The organism is Aurantibacter crassamenti (assembly GCF_016811105.1).
Classification (GTDB): domain Bacteria; phylum Bacteroidota; class Bacteroidia; order Flavobacteriales; family Flavobacteriaceae; genus Aurantibacter_A; species Aurantibacter_A crassamenti.
Genome location: NZ_JAFBGM010000001.1, coordinates 2,508,746 through 2,526,285, shown reverse-complemented (window position 1 = coordinate 2,526,285; position 17,540 = coordinate 2,508,746). Strand labels below are relative to the sequence as shown.

Below are 17,540 nucleotides of genomic sequence, written 5' to 3'. Positions count from 1 at the left end.
TGGTCAATTTCATTAGTATATATGTTGTTTGCACTCATTTAGACTGTTTTTGTAATTCACCTAAAAAGCTATTTATTTAATTAATCATTGAAGTTGTAAAAAATCACACTTTTTACTTTTCAACACTGTATTCTTTGCATAACGATTGTTAAGCAAATATGACATTAAAGATGAAGTATTCGTTCTGAATTATATTTTAGAACTTTTTAGAAGCATAAAAATTTGGTTAAACGTTCGCCTTCACCCATTGCTTTGGGGTCATGCCAGTTTCTTTTTTAAAAAAAGTATTAAAAACGGTTTTTGAGTTAAAGCCACTATCATAAGCTAGCCCAAGCAGGGTAATGTTTTTATTTTCAGGGGTTATCGCTAGGCGCTGGAATTCTTTTATGCGATATTGATTGACAAAATCATTGAAGTTTTTTCCAAAATGATTGTTCAGAAGCCATGATAATTTATTAGGATGTAGTTCTATACACCCTGCCAAGGCTTTTAGGCTCAGTTCAGGATTTAGGAAGGGCTTGTCCTCATCCATTTCGGTATTAAGATGCTTTATAAAAGTTGATAGTTCTTCTTTTTCGAAAGGGCTAGTGTTTAATTGATTTTTTTTAATTGATTTTATTTCGAAATCTTTAGCATTGCTGAAGACAGCTGATTCGATCTCTTTATATTCGTCATATCCGCTCAAGGGTTTCACAAAGGGATCATTTGTAAAATTTATATATTGCCCTGTACGAAGCTTTGCATGGTTTTTTAGGTTTTTTAGGGCTTTCTGATGGTTTCCATTATAAATGGTCAAGTAAAACGACCACGGTAAATGAGTGCCTGTTGATTGAAAATTATCGTAATCAAAATTTACTATACTATTTTTATAGTAATCTGTGCCATTGACCAAATCAAATAATTGGGCGCATAGTTGCGGTCTTTCCAGTTGTGGGCTCCGATCCATATGTTCACGGAAGGCAACTTGATCGTTTTTCTGAATCAGACAAGCTGTCTTCAATTCAATCGATAGAATAAAATTAGGGTCGATTTTTAATGAGGTATCAAGAAATCTAATTGCTTTTTCATAATGCCCCAGCAGGTAATATATATTTCCTTTTGTATAATAGTGATTTGGAGACAATGGGTTGATTTCTAATGCTTTATTAATGGCTTCTTTTGCCAAGTTGAATTGACCCAAGGCGGAATAAATTTCTGAAATTGCCTCCAAGGCTTCCGTAAATTTTGGGTTGCTTTCTAGGCTTTTTTGCAAATGGGCCAAACCTTCTTCATATTTCCAATTGCCCCAAAAACTTATTGTTGCATTACCAAAATGACCAGTTGCCGATTCAGGATTTAGTGCTATTCCTTTATTCAAATACTTTGCTGCATTTGCCAATCCCTCTGAATGATCTATAAATTGCCAACTCCCAAGAATACCATAGCACCAACCTATTCCAATATAGGCATCGGCAAATAAAGGGTCAAATTCTACACTTTTTTTGTAAAAGGAAATAGCGGTGTTAATGTCTTCTAAATTCCAAGTTAACTGGTGTGACCGACCTTTAAGAAATAACTTATAAGCCTCAATGTTTTTAGTTGGTTTTGAAACCAAATGTTCTTGAAGTTCAAAATGTCCGAAATTCTCGCGAATCTTATCCGCAATTAACAGGCTTATTTCATCTTGTAGTTCGAAAATATCGGAAAGATTGCGGTCAAAATTCTCTGACCAAATATGAAATCCATTATCTGTACGAATTAATTGTGCTGTAATGCGAACACGCTCATTTATAATTCTTGCGCTACCTTCAAGCAAAGTTTCTACCCCCAACTCATTTCCTATTTTTCGGGCATCAAGAGGTTTATTTTTATAGAAAAAAGAAGAAGTTCGTGCGGTAACTTTTAACCCATCAATTTTGGTGAGCGCATTGATTATTTCCTCTGTAATTCCATCAGAAAAATATTCATTCTCCTCTTTTCCGATGTTTAAAAATGGAAGTACTGCTATAGATTTAGAATTAAACGACGTTCGCAAAAGCTTAAATTCTGTTATAATTTAATAAGGGGAGACGCTTTAAAAATACAAAAAATAAGAAAAAATGAAGCCAAATTGAAGTCTAGAAATAAATTAACTAGTTCAAACGCTTTAATTGGTTGCCAAAATCAAAAAGAAGAAATAAAACTGGATTAGTCTTGCTACCTAATTTTTCTGCCAAAATCTTAAAAGCCCTAGTTATATGACCCTCAACAGTTTTAATTGACACATTAAGATGTTCAGATATTTCTGTATGGGTAAGTCCATCTTTCTTATTTAATAGAAAAATACGTTTGCATTTTGGTGGTAGCATCTCAATTTCATTATCTACCAAATGCATTAACCTCTCAAGTTCTTCATGATTGTTCTCTACTATAATATCTATAGCTTCAATGTATTTTTTTTCTAAATAAACTACGGGCTTATTCTTTCTATACTGATTGATAAATTCGTTGTAAACCGATTTATAGATATAATTCTTAATTGATAATCCTGGGTTAATCTTTTTCCTTTTTTCCCAAATAGAAACAAAAACACTCTGAACAATGTCTTCGGCATTCGCATGATCATGAGTTAAAGTATAAGCATATGTGCACAAAACTGGGTAATAGCAATCCATTAAATATTCAAATGCTTTGCCATTACCTGCACGAAGCTCACTTGAAAGCCAAAAATCGTTTTCGTAGTTTTTATCCAAATTGAATATTTATTAAGAACTTTTATAAACATATATAAAAAAAAGTTAAAAATAATAGAGGGGTTCATAAAATTTAAACGTAATACATAATATATACGTAAAATGAGTCAGCCCGAAATCGATACAATTATTGTTAAATTCCTTAATAGGGAGGCGGATATTCATGAATTAGAGTCGCTCGACTCAACACTTAAAAACAAGCGTAATATTCAGGTTTTTCAAAACTTGGTAAAAACATATTACATAACTGAACGATGCATGCATAACTACGATGTTGATAAAGCCAAAAAATTAATTAAGAATAGATTGAAGGTTAGTAAGCGTCAAAAACGTTTGAATGCAATCAAAAAAATATCAATAGCGGCTTCAGTTTTAATTCTATTGGGCACTTCTTTTTTTGTTATTTGGAACCAATCAGAATTAACAATTGAAACTACCGAAAAAGTAACCGAACATCAGCTTAAATCTGGTGCGAATAAAGCCGTACTTACTTTAGAGGATGGTAATCAAATAGCGCTCGAAAAAGGTAAAGACTTCACTACAAACAAAATACAATCAAATGGTGAAGAAATAGTTTATAAAACTGAAGACAAAGATGAGAGTTTAGTAAAAGAAACCTTGTACAACTATCTCACAATACCACGCGGAGGTCAATTCTTTGTGCAATTGTCTGATGGTTCTAAAGTATGGCTGAATTCAGACACAAAATTGAAGTATCCCGTGAAATTTCAAGTTGGCCAAACAAGAGAAGTAGAACTTGTTTATGGAGAAGCTTATTTTGAGGTCTCACCACATTCTGAACACCAAGGTGCTAAGTTTCTTGTTTTATCTAAGTCGCAAAAAATCGAAGTCTTAGGCACCAAATTTAACTTAAAAGCCTACGACGGCGAAAATTCAATTTCAACTACTTTGGTTGAAGGAAAAGTTAATGTTAGTGCAGGAAATAGCAGTAAAATTTTAATACCAAACCAACAATCAAGGTTCAGTTTAAATACTGATTCAATACAAGTTGTTGATGTAGATGTCTCTGAAGAAATTTCATGGATTGACGGAATTTTCACTTTTAATGAAATGCCGTTAGACGAAATGATGCGCGTATTATCAAGATGGTATGATGCAGAAGTTTTCTTTAAAACTATGGAACATAAAAGCTTTGTTTTCACTGGAAAATTAGAGCGAACAAAATCTGTCAGGGAAATCTTAGAACTAATCGAAGCGACCAGTGAAGGTCAAATATCTTTTGAAGTCAAAAACAAAACAATAATAATAGAATAATAAAAGGAAAAGGCTAGCACCTTCCACAGCAATAGCCTTTTTCCAAACTAGATTAATTAAAACTATGTCTAACTAAACCACTCAAATTTATGGAATTTAAATTAACGGGGGAACAATCCAAGCATTGTGTAAAAGTCCTCTTAAAGTTTATTATGAAAAGTTTTCTTCTTTTATGCTGTACTGTCACTTTTGCATTTAGCCCAAAATGGGGCATAGCGCAAAATGCAAATATTAAAATTAAAGAAGATGTAAAGCTAAATGTAAAACAGGCCTTTCGGCTTATTAACAAACAAACGGACTATAAATTTATTTATAGGCATGACTTAATTAAAATGGCACCAAACCTCGAGTTAAAGAAAGGGGTTATTAAGGCTAGCGCATTGCTAGAGAGATACTTATCGCCTATTGATTTTACTTATGAGTTTACCAATAAAGGCACCATAATTGTCAAAAAAGCACCTGTAGTTGCACCTATAAATTCAGAAAGTCAAATTGCCCAAATGCAAATTAGCGGTACCATTACTGATGAGAGTGGTATTCCACTCGCTGGAGCTACTGTTTTAGAATCAGGCACTACTAATGGGGTCTCGGCTGATTTTGATGGTAATTACGTAATTACCCCTATTGGCGATTCGCCAGTATTAGAAATCACCTACATAGGTTATGCAACGCAAACGGTGAGTGTTAATGGCCGAGCTACTATCAACATTGTTTTAGTTGAAGATACCAATGAATTGGATGAGGTAGTTGTTACTGCCTTGGGTATCAAAAAAGATGCTAAAGCACTTGGTTACTCAGTTACCAAAGTAGATAATGACCGTATACTTGCAAGTGGTACACCTGTAAATGCTTTACAATCATTATACGGTACTGCGGCTGGGGTAACAGTCGCTGGAACAGCCACTGGGCCTTCTGGTGGATTTAAAATAAATATTCGAAATGCTGTTTCCTTTGATGAAAGTTCTACAACAAGACCTTTAATAGTTGTTGATGGAATTCCAATTTTTGATGAAAATTCTAACATCGGCTATAATGACCGTACTGACCGTGATAATGGTACAGGAATTAATGATATAAATCCTGATGATATAGAATCGATGGATATCTTAAAAGGAGCAAAAGCTTCTGTACTATATGGTAGCGAAGGTGCAAATGGTGTTATTTTAATAACGACAAAAAGTGGTTCAAGAAGTCGTGGACTTGGTATTTCAGCATCTCTAACAACTTCAATAGAAAACAGTGCATTTGCTGCTGAAATTCAAGACCAATATGGTTCTGGTCGAAGTGCAAGTGTTAGCGCTACAGATGATCAAGGATATTATATTAACGAAAAGGGCGAAAGAGCATTAGATATCACAGGTGCAGCATTTGGACCCAAATTTGATCCAAATGTAAATCTTAGATGGTGGGATGGATCAATACGACCATGGCAGGCCAATCGTCGATCAGTTAATGATCAATTGTTTCAAACAGGAATACAACGAACAGCGAATGTTGCTGTTAGTTCTGGTGGTGAACGAGGTTCTGTACGATTTTCGTATACAAACATGAATTATACCCCAATAATACCAGGAGGTAAGTACGATAAAAATAGTTTTAGCTTTAACGCATCATATGATTTAAATGATTTTGTTTCCTTGAAATATGTAGGCAACTATTATGTTACTGGAAACTTAAATGCAGCATATGCAGGTTCTTTAGATGCGCAAGGGTCACGTTCAGGATTAGGAGCATATTCTAGAGATATTGATGTTGATTTGATTAGAAGTGCCTTAGTGACTGACAATGGGTACAACTACTTTCAAGATGAAGATAGAAGACAGAATTTTATTTCTGGTGGACGAGCATCTGTAGCTGGATCGCTTTGGGATTGGACACAAAATGAATCGAATTTTGATCGTATTCACGGAATTCAATCACTAACATTAGATTTCAAATTAAATAAAGTTTTTAGCGCACAGATTTTAGCCGGACTTGATAATACAACTGAAAGAAGCACCTTTAAAGGGAAACTACAAGATCCGAGTTTAATTGGCCCGAACAGTGGCTCTGTGTTTAGAGATGTTAATCGTATTATTCGTAAAACATATGGTCAAGCAACCTTAAACTTTAATACTGGATTTAATGATTTTAACTTTTCAGGATTTGTCGGAGGTGTAATTCGCGATAATTATTTAGAAGAAAGAGGTCATGAGAAAATTGGTGGAATGGTGATTCCTAACTTTTTCTCATTCACCAACTTGCCATCAGGTGTTAACCCGTCAGCTATAGTAGACAATGGTCGTGATAAATTATACGGTTTATTAGGATCGATGCAACTTGACTGGAAAGATCAAATATTTGTTGAAGTACAGGCTCGTAATGACTGGTCTTCAATACTTCCACCAGATAACAATAGCTATTTTTATCCTGGTGCTAGTGCTACTTGGATAGCCTCTAATTCGTTGAACTTACCTTCAGCTATTAAATTTTTAAAGCTAAGAACTTCATGGGCTGATGTAGGTAGACCTGGCCCATTATACTTTGGTAACGTAAACTTAGGTGTTTCGCAATCGGGTAATGGTTTTATTTTATCGCCACCGAATGATTTACCACCAATTGACATTAATGATAATTTCAGACAAAATTTAGAGCCTGAAAATAAACGTGAATTTGAAGTAGGTCTTGAGGGTTATTTCTTTGAAAATCAAAGATTAGGTCTTGACTTCTCAGTTTATCGTGCCAATACGTACAACCAAATAATGAGAATTACTGCTCCTCCAGGCCTTGGTGTAAATACCATTCGTTTGAATGCTGGCGATGTACAGAACACGGGTTGGGAACTTGGTCTAAAGACTAAACCTGTTCTTACCGATAATATCGAATGGAACCTAAATATGACTTTTGCAGCAAGTAAAACTAAAGTTATAAAACTTGATGACGAGCTTACTTCAATGGAATTATTCGGAATTGCAGGAGGCTTAAGCGCCATAGCACAAGTGGGTGGTGAATATGGTCTTATAGTTCAACAACAAGGTGTACAAAACTATATCAATCCATCTGATGATAACGATCCAAACAATGGTGAACTTATTGTAGACGCAAATGGGCAGCGATATGCCTATTCTAGAGCAAGCAATCGAGTAGTCGGAAAAATTTTGCCTGACCTTACAGGTGGCGTATTCAACAGATTCAGGTATAAAAACTTTAGTCTGGTTGCTAATATTGATTATTCATTTGGGGCCACCTTTATCAATGAAGCTGAGACCTATATGATGGCTGCTGGTGTTTTAACAGAAAGCTTACCATATAGAGACGCTGAGAGTGGTGGTATTGCTTATTTCTTAAATGACGAAGGTGCTAAAGTTGCGGGTGTAAACCCTGGTAATGGCCCAACATATAATGATGGTGTTCTATTAGACGGCGTTAGACCTGATGGCACCGCAAATAGTCAAGTTTCTTCAGCTGAAGATTACTATGCATCATCATACTTTTCTAATGGATTTTTCCCTGAAGATCGAATTTTCAAAAGCGATTATATAGCCCTTAGAAATGTGTCTTTAGAATACAGAATTCCTGAGATTTCTAAAAAGATAGGCTTAACTGATATTGTACTTTCGGTATTTGCCAACAATTTAGCTTATCTGTATAAAGCAGCACCGAATACGATTCCAGAATCTTCAAACGGTACAGGTTGGGGTGATGGTGCTTTTGGAACGACTGCACTACCTGCACAACGTTCATTCGGACTTTCAGTAAGGGCTAAACTTTAACTAAAAAAAATACTATAATGAGAAATTTAATATTCAAATTGATCTTATCGTGCATGATTCTGCTGAGTTCAGTAGGTTGTGAAGACGAATTAACCAAATTATACCAAGACCCAGATGGGTTTTCGAAAACTCAGGCCGATGAAGCTGGTGTGAGTATTATAGCTGGGTATTTTACCTCGCAATTAACTAGAGGGTTTTTATTGCGTGGTGACTATGGATCACATTATCACCAATTAAGAAGTGGTTCACGTGTTATGGGTAGTGGGGTTCAACTTTACTACACAACTAATACTCAAGGGGTTGCTTATACTTTACAGAATGTTGAAAATGATTGGGGTTCTAACGGTTTTAATCAATCTGTGTTTAACCAATTAAATAGTAATTGGGTTAAACAAATACTTTGGGGTCAAAAAGAATTCAACAATATTCCTGAAGCTGAGCGTACAGATCTTGATGTACTTTTTATGCGATTATTGCATGTACTTAAAGCTTACGCGTATCAAAGAGGTATTGACGGCTATGATGAAGTTCCATATTTCGAAACGGGATCTGCCGGTGCATTAGAAGGAGAAAAAGCAGACTTTTTAGGTCAAGAAGAAATTTACCCTAAAATTATCGCAGAACTTGGTGAAATTGAAACCTACCTATCTACAGTTGAATTAAGTGCTAGTGACCAAACTGTTTTTCAGTCTCAAGATGTAATTTTTGACGGAAATTTAATGCAATGGCGAAAGTATATTAATTCACTTCGTCTTCGTTGGGCAATGACCGTGAGCGAGAGATTGCCTGAGTTGACAACCGCGACCATTAATGAATTATCAGGTAAGCCTTTATTTGTAGAAGCCAACGATGTAGCCGGTCTGGCAGATATCGCAATTGTTGAACCCAGCCGCTTGCAAGGGGAATTAGGAATTACGCGTTCATTTCGCGAACGTGGCGATGAAAGTCGTGCACCAAAACGTTATTTAGATGATATTATGAACTGTGTTCCTGTTGAAAAAAGTATTGTTGTAGAAGGTGCAACATTGCTTTATTTTGAAGCTGGATCTGATTGTAGTGAAGGTTTAGAAAATGGAACGGTTGACCCAAGAATTGCATATTTATTTTCAAAAGATATTTTAGGAAGATATGTAGGCGCTGGTACGGGTTACGATAATGGATCTGACCCAAATAGTTATTTTAATAAAACTATGAGAGCTTATTATATTACGCATCCCATTATGACAGATGTAAGTGTAACTGAGATTTCTTTCGGTACAGAGGCAGATGAACAAATCATTCAATTAAGTGAAGAATTGCAAAGTACACTTAATGGTAGAGAAGCTTTTCTATTAAATGCGTTTAGAGATTACATAGGTAATTATAGAGATACGAATTACACAATCGGAACAAATAGTAACCTGATTTCAGAATTTAATACTCGACCGCAATATAATTTTGATATTAGGTACCCTACCCTACATGCAGTTGAAACAGAACTTTCTTTGGCAGAAGCAGCCGTTAGAGGTTTTGGAAATGCTGGGTCGGCTCGCCAACATTATGCAAGAGCAATCGAATTATCATGTCAGTATTGGTACAGTATTAATGTAGATAATAAATATTCAAAACAAACAGTACCATCTTTTCCTAGTAATATGGATCAATCGAGAATCGATCGTGATAGGCCTTCTCAAGAGTATAATGCAGGGGCTTATGCACAATTCGAAGCACAACGTTTTGACGGACTTTCTGCTGAAGGTAAAGTGAATGCTATATTCAATCAGTTACAATTGCATTATAATATGTTCAATTTTGAAACACCATGGACAGCTGCTCGTAGATTGGTAAACTATCTCGGTGACAACCCGGGTTCACCGTATGAAATTTTTCAATGGAAAGAAAGATTTTTGTATAACCCAAACATTCAAGCTACTGACCCAGAAGCATGGGCAAGAATTAGCCAACATGACAATCCTGATATACCAGTTTGGTTCACAGGTCGTGATACTAAATGGAAAAACGTATTGGAATAAAATCTTTAAAAACTAAAAAATATTATAAGACATGAAAAATATATTCTTTTTAATGGCCCTTACGTTGCTATTATCATGCAGTAAAGATAATGAAGGTTCAATTTTTGGCGTTGCAAGTGCCGATAATGAAAATCAACTTACAGGTATTACTGTAAAATTATATACTGAAGAAGCCGCTCTAATTTCTACAACTTCAACCGATGCAGAAGGTAGCTTCTTTTTTAACGGACTTGAATCTGGCAATTACTATATTGGAGCTACAACAGTAATTCGAGACACAATATGGGATACCGGTAATACACCACAGATAGTTTATGTAGGTGATGAAATTGCTAAGGAGGTCGCTCTAACGCTTAACAAAAAAGAGTAATAAGTCAATTAAACTTTTGAGTTAGTTTAGTTCGAAATGGTCGGTCTTTAAAGGCCGGCCATTACTTTTTTATAAGGCATTTTTCGTTCAATTTAATAGCAAGCAAATAGATATACTTTTTTAATGCAGTAGAATTTGAGATATTCACCATATTCAATTGGGATAGAATATTTGTACATTATTCATCGCGAATAGTAAGATAACAAGATTGACGAAACTTTTACTAAATAAACTTATTTGTTAACGATGCTTCTCCAAATTATTTCGCAGATACAGTTGATTCCCGCACTATCAATTCATTGCGAATAATTATAGTTTCAGATACTATATTTTCGTCATTATTCTCAATTTGTTTGATAAGCAATCGTGCAGAAGCTTGGCCCATTTCAAAAGCATGATCATCTATAGTTGTTAAAGCAGGATTAATAATATTAGAAATTGGAGTATTACTAAATCCAATGACAGCAATATCTGAAGGAACTAATACTTTTCTGATTAGGGCTGTTTGAATAAAGCTTGCTGCTGATAAATCATTAGCACAAAAAACCCCATCAGGTCTTGATTTCATATCTAACAATTGATTAGCAAATTCATGCCCCTCCTCTTTGCTCAAAATATTCCCATATAAAATCAAGTCTTCATCTATCGTTATGTTGTTTTCTAGCAATGCAGCTTTATACCCCTCTAGCCGAGCTTTAAATATTGATGAATTTAAATTCCCAGCAATATGTGCAATTTTTTTACAGCCAATTTTAGCTAGATGGTCACAGGCCTTAAATGCGGCATCATAGTCATTAATTAAAACCTTACTAGCCCCTAAATCGTCACGCACGCGATCAAATAACACCAAAGGTATAGCAGAATTCGCCAATTGTCGATAATGATTAACATTAGATGTTTCCAAAGCTAAACATGCAATGATACCATCAGCCTTATTAGACATTAATATTTCAACGCTTTCTACTTCCTTTTTGTACGAATCTTTAGTTTGGAAAATTGACACGTAATATCCAGCTTCATTTGCAACTTCTTCAATTCCACTAATCGCAGATGAATGAAAATATCGATCTATTCTAGGTACTATTACCCCTATATGATTGGTTTTTCTTCTTCTTAAATTTGAAGCAACAGAATTGGGAATATACCCTAGATTTAAAGCTGTTTTTTTTATTTTTTCACGCGTCTCCTCCCCAATGCTATGATGATCCTTTAATGCTCTTGAAATAGTTGATGTAGAGACATTCAAGATTTTGGCGAGCTCTATCATCGTAATACGATTCTTCCTCATAACGTAAAAGTATTAAAAATTTACATTGCATTTTAACACAAACGTATGCGTATATATACACATTAATCCTGATTTTAGCTATTTCGAAATAGATAATGCAAATAATAATTACGCTATACAAACACCTATAAACCCTATAAATAAAGGAATAAATACATACTTGTACAATTTATGTTAAAAATATTGAATTAAAAAAGTTACGCAATCGTTTGTGTATATATTTTGTTTTTAATAGATTTAGTCCAACTTATTAATAGAAACGTAGTCGTAGTGTTTGAATTATAGTTTATGTATTTCATTATGAAACATATTTTTTGAAATGTTCATACAGTAATAAACTACCAGAAAATTAAAAGTGAATAACTAAACAAAGTGCCGCCAACTAAATGAAAAATCAAACCAGAAGAAATTTTATCAAATTATCAGCTTTAAGTACAGGCTTTTTAGGACTTTCAGCACATGGTGTTTTGGGTCAAGATGAAGTACAGAAAAGAATTGCAAGCCTTAGTGACATCCCCCAAGCTATTGGTAATTCTGTAATTGGTTTAAAACACGACCCCATAAAGCAGGTACGCATTGGTATCATAGGTGTTGGCAATAGAGGGTTTGGCCATGTGAAAAATATAAATTCACTACAGCCTAATGCGAAAATAGTAGCCATTGCCGATGTACGGGAAAGCAGAGCTAAAAGAGCACTAAAACTTTTAAATGAATTAAACAAAAAAGAAGAGGGTATTGATCTGTATTTCGGAAATGAAGAAATATGGAAAGATATGGTAAAACGAAATGACCTTGATTTAATAGTCGTTGCCACCCCACCTACCGAACATGCACGCATGGCAGTTTATGCAATGGAGCAAAATAAACATGTTGTATCTGAAGTGCCAATAGCACTGACTATCAAAGAATCATGGGATATAATTAACACAGCTGAAAAAACGCAACGTCATTGTATGATGCTTGAAAATTGCTGCTATGGAGAAGAAGAACTTTGGGTTCTAAACATGGTTAAAAACAACGTTTTTGGTTCGTTAACCCATGCTGAAGGAGCCTACATTCATTCGTTGTTGCAAAAATTATTTGTAAAAAGTGATGATCCAAAATCTAGAGCTTATTACAAACAATGGCGATTAAGATTACATGCAGAAATGAATGGTAACCTGTACCCTACGCATGGTTTAGGACCTATTGCCAATTATATGGATATAGGTAATGGAGATCGTTTTGATTTTCTTGTTTCTATGGACTCTTCAGAGGAGTCATTACATCAATACGCTACCCAATCTTCACCAGATAATGATTTCTATAATCAAAAAAACTTTTCTCATGGTGACATGAACAGTTCAATGATTAAAACGGCGAAAGGGCGTTCTATCTTGCTTCAGCATGATGTTGTTTCCCCCCGCCCCTATAGCCGTATTAATGCCTTATCAGGAAGCAAAGCATATCATGAAGGTTATCCTAGCCGCTTATCTATGTACGATGAAGACCGTGGACATGATTGGCTTAATGATGAGAAGTTTAAAGCGATGCAAAAAAAATATGAGCACCCAATTTGGAGTAAAATGAAAAAAGAGGCTCAAGAGCAAGGAGGCCACGGCGGTATGGATTATATCATGTTCTATCGTTTAATTAACAATCTAAACAATGGGTACCCTATGGACATGAATGTTTATAACGGAGTAGACTGGTCTGCAATTTTACCCCTCACAAAATTATCGGTTGAACTAGGGAGCATCCCGATTAAATTTCCTGATTTCACCAGAGGTAATTGGAAAGAAGAAAGAGCATCAGCCTTTTTTCAAAACATATAAAACAAAACCAAAAAATAAATGCTTAAAGTATGAAGATTGTAATTTCAAATGACAAAAACGAATTGGGTTTAAGTGCAGCAAAAAGGGGTGCAGAATTGATTCGAAAAGCTATTGAAAAAGATGGAGAAGCAAATATAATTGTAGCCACAGGTGCATCACAGTTTGAGATGCTTTCTGTACTTGTAAATGAAGACCTAGACTGGACAAAAGTAACAGGGTTTCATCTTGATGAATATGTAGGCATGTCAGATACTCATAAGGCATCTTTCAGAAAATATTTAAAAGAAAGATTTGTTGATTTAGTTCCGCTTAAAAAATTCTATTACATCAATGGTGATGTTGAAAACCCATTAGACGAATGCACTAGAATTGACAAAATTATTTCAGATGTGAAAATTCATGTTGCATTTGTTGGCATTGGCGAAAATGGACATTTAGCATTTAACGATCCACCGGCAAATTTTGACAGAGAAGAAGCCTATTTCGTAGCTAATTTAGATAAGGCGTGTAGAGAACAACAACTTGGTGAAGGTTGGTTTGACACTTTAGAAGATGTTCCAAAACAAGCCATTAGTATGTCTGTAAAACAAGTGTTGAAATCTGAAGCGATAATTGCGAGTGTACCTGATAGCCGAAAGGCGATGGCTATAAAAAATTCAGTCGAGTCAGAAATCACTCCAGACGTACCAGCTACAGCATTGAAATTACATGACAAAACTTGGTTGTACTTAGATAAGGCTTCTGCATCACTTTTAAGTGAGTCTCAGCAGACTATTATTTAAAGGTGGAATTTGGCGAAACAGAATGAATAAAATACACAAACTAAAAATATGGATAATGAACTTAACTGGTTAGACACTTTAGTAAGTGCTAGATATTTTTACGAAGATGGAGATGATATTCCAATACATTACATATAGTTGATGAATTCACTTTCAAAAAGTTTTCCGCATAATTCAGCGTTACTAAATATCGGTTTTAATTCATCACAATAAATGGATAAAACAATAAAAGATTTGATCAGTTTTTCAATGCAGCGAAAATAGTTTCCCAAAAGAAAATATATAAATAGCCCCTAGCAACACTGCACTGAAAAACGTCATTCAAAATAACTTTTTTTTCCAAACAAATAAATAACTAACTCATAACAAAGAAACTATGGAAATTAAATTAAACCAAGTGCTTGTTCGCGAACAAAACAAGCTGCTAATTAACATGATGAGAATCTTTCTCTTTATGTGTGTTACAACAGTTTTTAGTTTTACACCAAATTCGGTTGTTTTTGAAAACAATATACAACAACAGGTTAACGGTACTGTACTTGATCAAAACGGACAACCTTTGCCTGGTGCTAATATTCTTGAAAAAGGAACAACCAACGGTACACAGACAGATTTTGATGGAAATTTTTCAATTCAAATAGGAAGTCAAAACGCTACACTTATGGTCTCTTATCTGGGTTTTGTGACTAAAGAAATTGAAGTATCCAATCAATCTCACTTAGATATAACTTTAGAAGAAGATGCAAATAATCTAGATGAAGTTGTTGTGGTTGGATACGGTACAATGAAAAAAAGTGACCTTACTGGATCTGTGGCAAATGTAAGCTCAGAAACTTACCAAGATCAACATATGACACAGATTACTGATATGTTGCAAGGTACTGTTGCCGGTTTAAACATGAGTCAATCATCAAGTGCTTCAGGCGAAGGATCAATTGAAGTAAGGGGTGCTAATTCATTGAATGCATCAACCCAACCAATGATTGTTGTTGATGGTTCTATTTACAACGGAAGCATTCGTGATATAAATCCGGCTGATGTAAAATCAATTGATATTTTGAAAGATGCAAGTTCTGCCGCAGTTTACGGATCTCGAGCATCTTCAGGTGTAATTTTAATTACGACAAAAGGTGGTACTAAAGGAAAAACAACTATCAATTTCACATCACAACTTGGCGTTGTTAGCGCAACCAATAAATTTGCTTCAAACAATGCAGAAGAATACTTATCATTTCGTCAAGATGTAAAGCGAGCATTAGACACAAGCTCTCCTGCTTACTATTATGACAACCCAAACCAATTACCTGATGGTGTAGGCATTGATCAATGGAGAAATGCAAGTAATAATCCAAATGCTGATAATACAAGAGAATGGTTAACCAGGTTAACATTTTTTCCTGTTGAAATGGAAAATTATATCAATGGAAATTCAATTGATTGGTATGATAAAACAATACGTAGTGGTGCAATTCAACAGAAATATGATTTGAGTATAAATGGTGGAACTGATGAGGTCACCTATTTTTGGTCTATGGGGTACCAAGAAAATGAAGGTATTCTTTTGGGTGATGACTATTCTGCAATTACAACAAGATTGAACTTGAATTTTAAACCTACCAAATGGATGGATATTGGGATGAATACCCAATTTACAAATAGGGACGAAGGAGCTGTTTCTGTAGATCAAAATAGTGGTTCAAATGTAAATTTATCTAACATGCTTCGCATGAGTCCTTATGGTTCTGAGTATAATGAAGATGGTACTATTAAAAGATATCCTAATGATTTTACCATTGAGAATCCTTTACTTAACTATTATGGGCAACAACGCACGAATAAAATTAACTCGTTGTTTAGTACATTGTATACTAATATTCAATTACCCTTCGGTATTAAATATAAATTATCATTCCAACCAAGATTTGAATCATATGGAGATTATAATTTTTGGTCTTCTGAAACAATACCAGGTGGTCAAAGTGGATTTGGTACGAGAGAAGAGTATTCTTCATACAATTGGATATTCGACAATATACTAACTTGGAAAAAAGAATTCGGTAAGCATTCTTTTGATTTAACATTACTGCAAAGTGCAGAACAAAATAAATCTTCATTCTCTTATTTACAAAATGAACAGTTCACACCCAATGAAAATCTCGGATTTCATGGTCTTCAGTATGGTGTAAACCCTGCAGTAAGTACAGATGATAGAGAATCAACTGCAGATGCCTCAATGGCACGTTTAAATTATGTTTTTAATGACAAATATCTTTTAACAGCCTCTGTGAGAAGAGATGGGTATTCTGCATTTGGACAGGAAAATCCAAGAGCTGTTTTTCCTGCGGTAGCTTTAGCATGGAAAGTTTCAGATGAAGGTTTTTTCAATATTGATGCTGTGAATCAAATGAAGCTAAGAGCTTCTTGGGGAATAAATGGTAACCGTGATATCGATATATATGGTTCATTGGCACAAACTGAATCTGATATTTATTATGATGGTACTAATACTCAGGTAGGTGTATTCAATAGTACTTTAGCTAATCGTTCGCTACGATGGGAGAAAACAGAATCACTCAATTTCGGTCTTGATTTAAGCTTATATCAAAACAGAATAACTTTTGCAGCAGATGTATATTCTATGTCAACAGTTGACCTTTTGATGGAGCGAAAATTACCTGAAATTACAGGGTATGAATCAATCTTAGCAAACCTTGGTGAGTTACAAAATACGGGGGTAGAATTTACATTAAATACGGTAAATGTTAGCAATGAGAATTTAACTTGGAAAACGAATCTGACCTTCGCACTTAACCGTAACAAGATCAAAAAGTTATTTAGCAACTTTGATGAAGATGGTGTTGAATTACCAGATTATACCAATCAATGGTTCCCAGGGCATGCTATAGATGCGGTATGGGATTATAAAACTTTAGGTATTTGGCAAGTTGATGAAGCTGCTGCCGCTGCCGCTGTAGGATTAGAACCTGGTGATTGGAAAGCAGAAGATGTAGACGGTGACAATATTTATGAAGAATTAAAAGATAAACAGTTCATTGGTAACACAGAGCCTCGTTTTAGAATGGGAATGAGAAATCAGTTTAATTTCTTAAAGAACTTTACTGCTTCAGTTTTTCTAAGAGGTGAATTCGGACAAATAGATGCTTTTTCTTATGCGTTACGTCAAGGCGGAAGTGATACCTATGACAGAAGAAACGAAGTGAACATTCCATATTGGACCCCAGAAAATCCAATAAATGATTATCCTCGACTTATCGCTAATAATACAGTTTATGGCGGTGGCTTACAAATCTACAAGAAGAGCTCTTTTATTAGAATTCAAGATGTAACCTTATCATACAACGTTCCTTCTGATTTTATGGATCGTTACGGTATTTCTAGTGCTAGACTTTTCTTTTCCGGACACAATCTAGCTTATTTTTCAAAATGGCCTGGTTGGGATCCTGAATCTCTAAACAATCCAATGACAAAGACTTTTTCATTAGGATTTAGTTTAACATTATAATAACCTTAAATAA

Annotated in this window: 10 protein-coding genes; 7 read left to right on the top strand and 3 right to left on the bottom strand. The window is 34.8% G+C overall.

The annotated features are described in order from the left end of the window. Positions 1 to 226 precede the first annotated feature (226 nt). Together JQC67_RS10395 and JQC67_RS10390 are read right to left on the bottom strand one after the other, a co-directional pair. Positions 227 to 2,014, bottom strand: a complete 1,788-nt coding sequence (locus JQC67_RS10395; protein WP_203252742.1) for a tetratricopeptide repeat protein — start codon at positions 2,012 to 2,014, stop codon at positions 227 to 229. A gap of 97 nt (positions 2,015 to 2,111) precedes the next feature. Then, the gene (locus JQC67_RS10390; protein WP_238934577.1) at positions 2,112 to 2,711 is read right to left on the bottom strand and encodes an RNA polymerase sigma factor; all 600 of its coding nucleotides are present in this window, start codon (positions 2,709 to 2,711) and stop codon (positions 2,112 to 2,114) included. 102 nt (positions 2,712 to 2,813) lie between these two features. On the opposite strand from JQC67_RS10390, the gene JQC67_RS10385 reads away from it, so the two are divergent. The 4 genes from JQC67_RS10385 to JQC67_RS10370 all read left to right on the top strand — a co-directional run bounded on the left by JQC67_RS10385 (position 2,814) and on the right by JQC67_RS10370 (position 10,120). After that, positions 2,814 to 3,986 (top strand): FecR family protein, encoded by a 1,173-nt coding sequence (locus JQC67_RS10385; protein ID WP_203252741.1) that lies wholly within the window; start codon positions 2,814 to 2,816, stop codon positions 3,984 to 3,986. 152 nt (positions 3,987 to 4,138) lie between these two features. Further along, positions 4,139 to 7,738, top strand: coding sequence for a SusC/RagA family TonB-linked outer membrane protein (locus JQC67_RS10380; protein ID WP_203252740.1), 3,600 nt, complete (start codon positions 4,139 to 4,141; stop codon positions 7,736 to 7,738). Between the two features lie 17 nt (positions 7,739 to 7,755). Beyond that, positions 7,756 to 9,750 (top strand): SusD/RagB family nutrient-binding outer membrane lipoprotein, encoded by a 1,995-nt coding sequence (locus JQC67_RS10375; protein WP_203252739.1) that lies wholly within the window; start codon positions 7,756 to 7,758, stop codon positions 9,748 to 9,750. 31 nt (positions 9,751 to 9,781) lie between these two features. Continuing rightward, positions 9,782 to 10,120, top strand: coding sequence for an SdrD B-like domain-containing protein (locus JQC67_RS10370; protein WP_203252738.1), 339 nt, complete (start codon positions 9,782 to 9,784; stop codon positions 10,118 to 10,120). 259 nt (positions 10,121 to 10,379) lie between these two features. Here JQC67_RS10370 and JQC67_RS10365 read toward each other — a convergent pair whose 3' ends face one another. Next, the gene (locus JQC67_RS10365) at positions 10,380 to 11,408 is read right to left on the bottom strand and encodes a LacI family DNA-binding transcriptional regulator (RefSeq protein ID WP_203252737.1); all 1,029 of its coding nucleotides are present in this window, start codon (positions 11,406 to 11,408) and stop codon (positions 10,380 to 10,382) included. A 386-nt stretch (positions 11,409 to 11,794) separates the two neighbouring features. Here JQC67_RS10365 and JQC67_RS10360 point away from each other — a divergent pair, with 386 nt between their 5' ends. The 3 genes from JQC67_RS10360 (at position 11,795) to JQC67_RS10350 (ending at position 17,527) form a co-directional block, all read left to right on the top strand. Then, positions 11,795 to 13,222 (top strand): Gfo/Idh/MocA family protein, encoded by a 1,428-nt coding sequence (locus tag JQC67_RS10360; protein WP_203252736.1) that lies wholly within the window; start codon positions 11,795 to 11,797, stop codon positions 13,220 to 13,222. A gap of 29 nt (positions 13,223 to 13,251) precedes the next feature. Next, positions 13,252 to 14,004, top strand: coding sequence for a glucosamine-6-phosphate deaminase (locus JQC67_RS10355; protein WP_203252735.1), 753 nt, complete (start codon positions 13,252 to 13,254; stop codon positions 14,002 to 14,004). A gap of 376 nt (positions 14,005 to 14,380) precedes the next feature. After that, on the top strand, positions 14,381 to 17,527 hold the full coding sequence (locus JQC67_RS10350) for a SusC/RagA family TonB-linked outer membrane protein (RefSeq protein ID WP_203252734.1): 3,147 nt from the start codon (positions 14,381 to 14,383) through the stop codon (positions 17,525 to 17,527). Positions 17,528 to 17,540: the final 13 nt, after the last annotated feature.

Bases quoted from the DNA above. Each gene is read 5' to 3' on its own strand.
- JQC67_RS10385 (WP_203252741.1), top strand. From the start codon at position 2,814: ATGAGTCAGCCCGAAATCGATACAATTATTGTTAAATTCCTTAATAGG.
- JQC67_RS10380 (WP_203252740.1), top strand. From the start codon at position 4,139: ATGAAAAGTTTTCTTCTTTTATGCTGTACTGTCACTTTTGCATTTAGC.
- JQC67_RS10375 (WP_203252739.1), top strand. From the start codon at position 7,756: ATGAGAAATTTAATATTCAAATTGATCTTATCGTGCATGATTCTGCTG.
- JQC67_RS10370 (WP_203252738.1), top strand. From the start codon at position 9,782: ATGAAAAATATATTCTTTTTAATGGCCCTTACGTTGCTATTATCATGC.
- JQC67_RS10365 (WP_203252737.1), bottom strand. From the start codon at position 11,408: ATGAGGAAGAATCGTATTACGATGATAGAGCTCGCCAAAATCTTGAAT.
- JQC67_RS10360 (WP_203252736.1), top strand. From the start codon at position 11,795: ATGAAAAATCAAACCAGAAGAAATTTTATCAAATTATCAGCTTTAAGT.
- JQC67_RS10355 (WP_203252735.1), top strand. From the start codon at position 13,252: ATGAAGATTGTAATTTCAAATGACAAAAACGAATTGGGTTTAAGTGCA.
- JQC67_RS10350 (WP_203252734.1), top strand. From the start codon at position 14,381: ATGGAAATTAAATTAAACCAAGTGCTTGTTCGCGAACAAAACAAGCTG.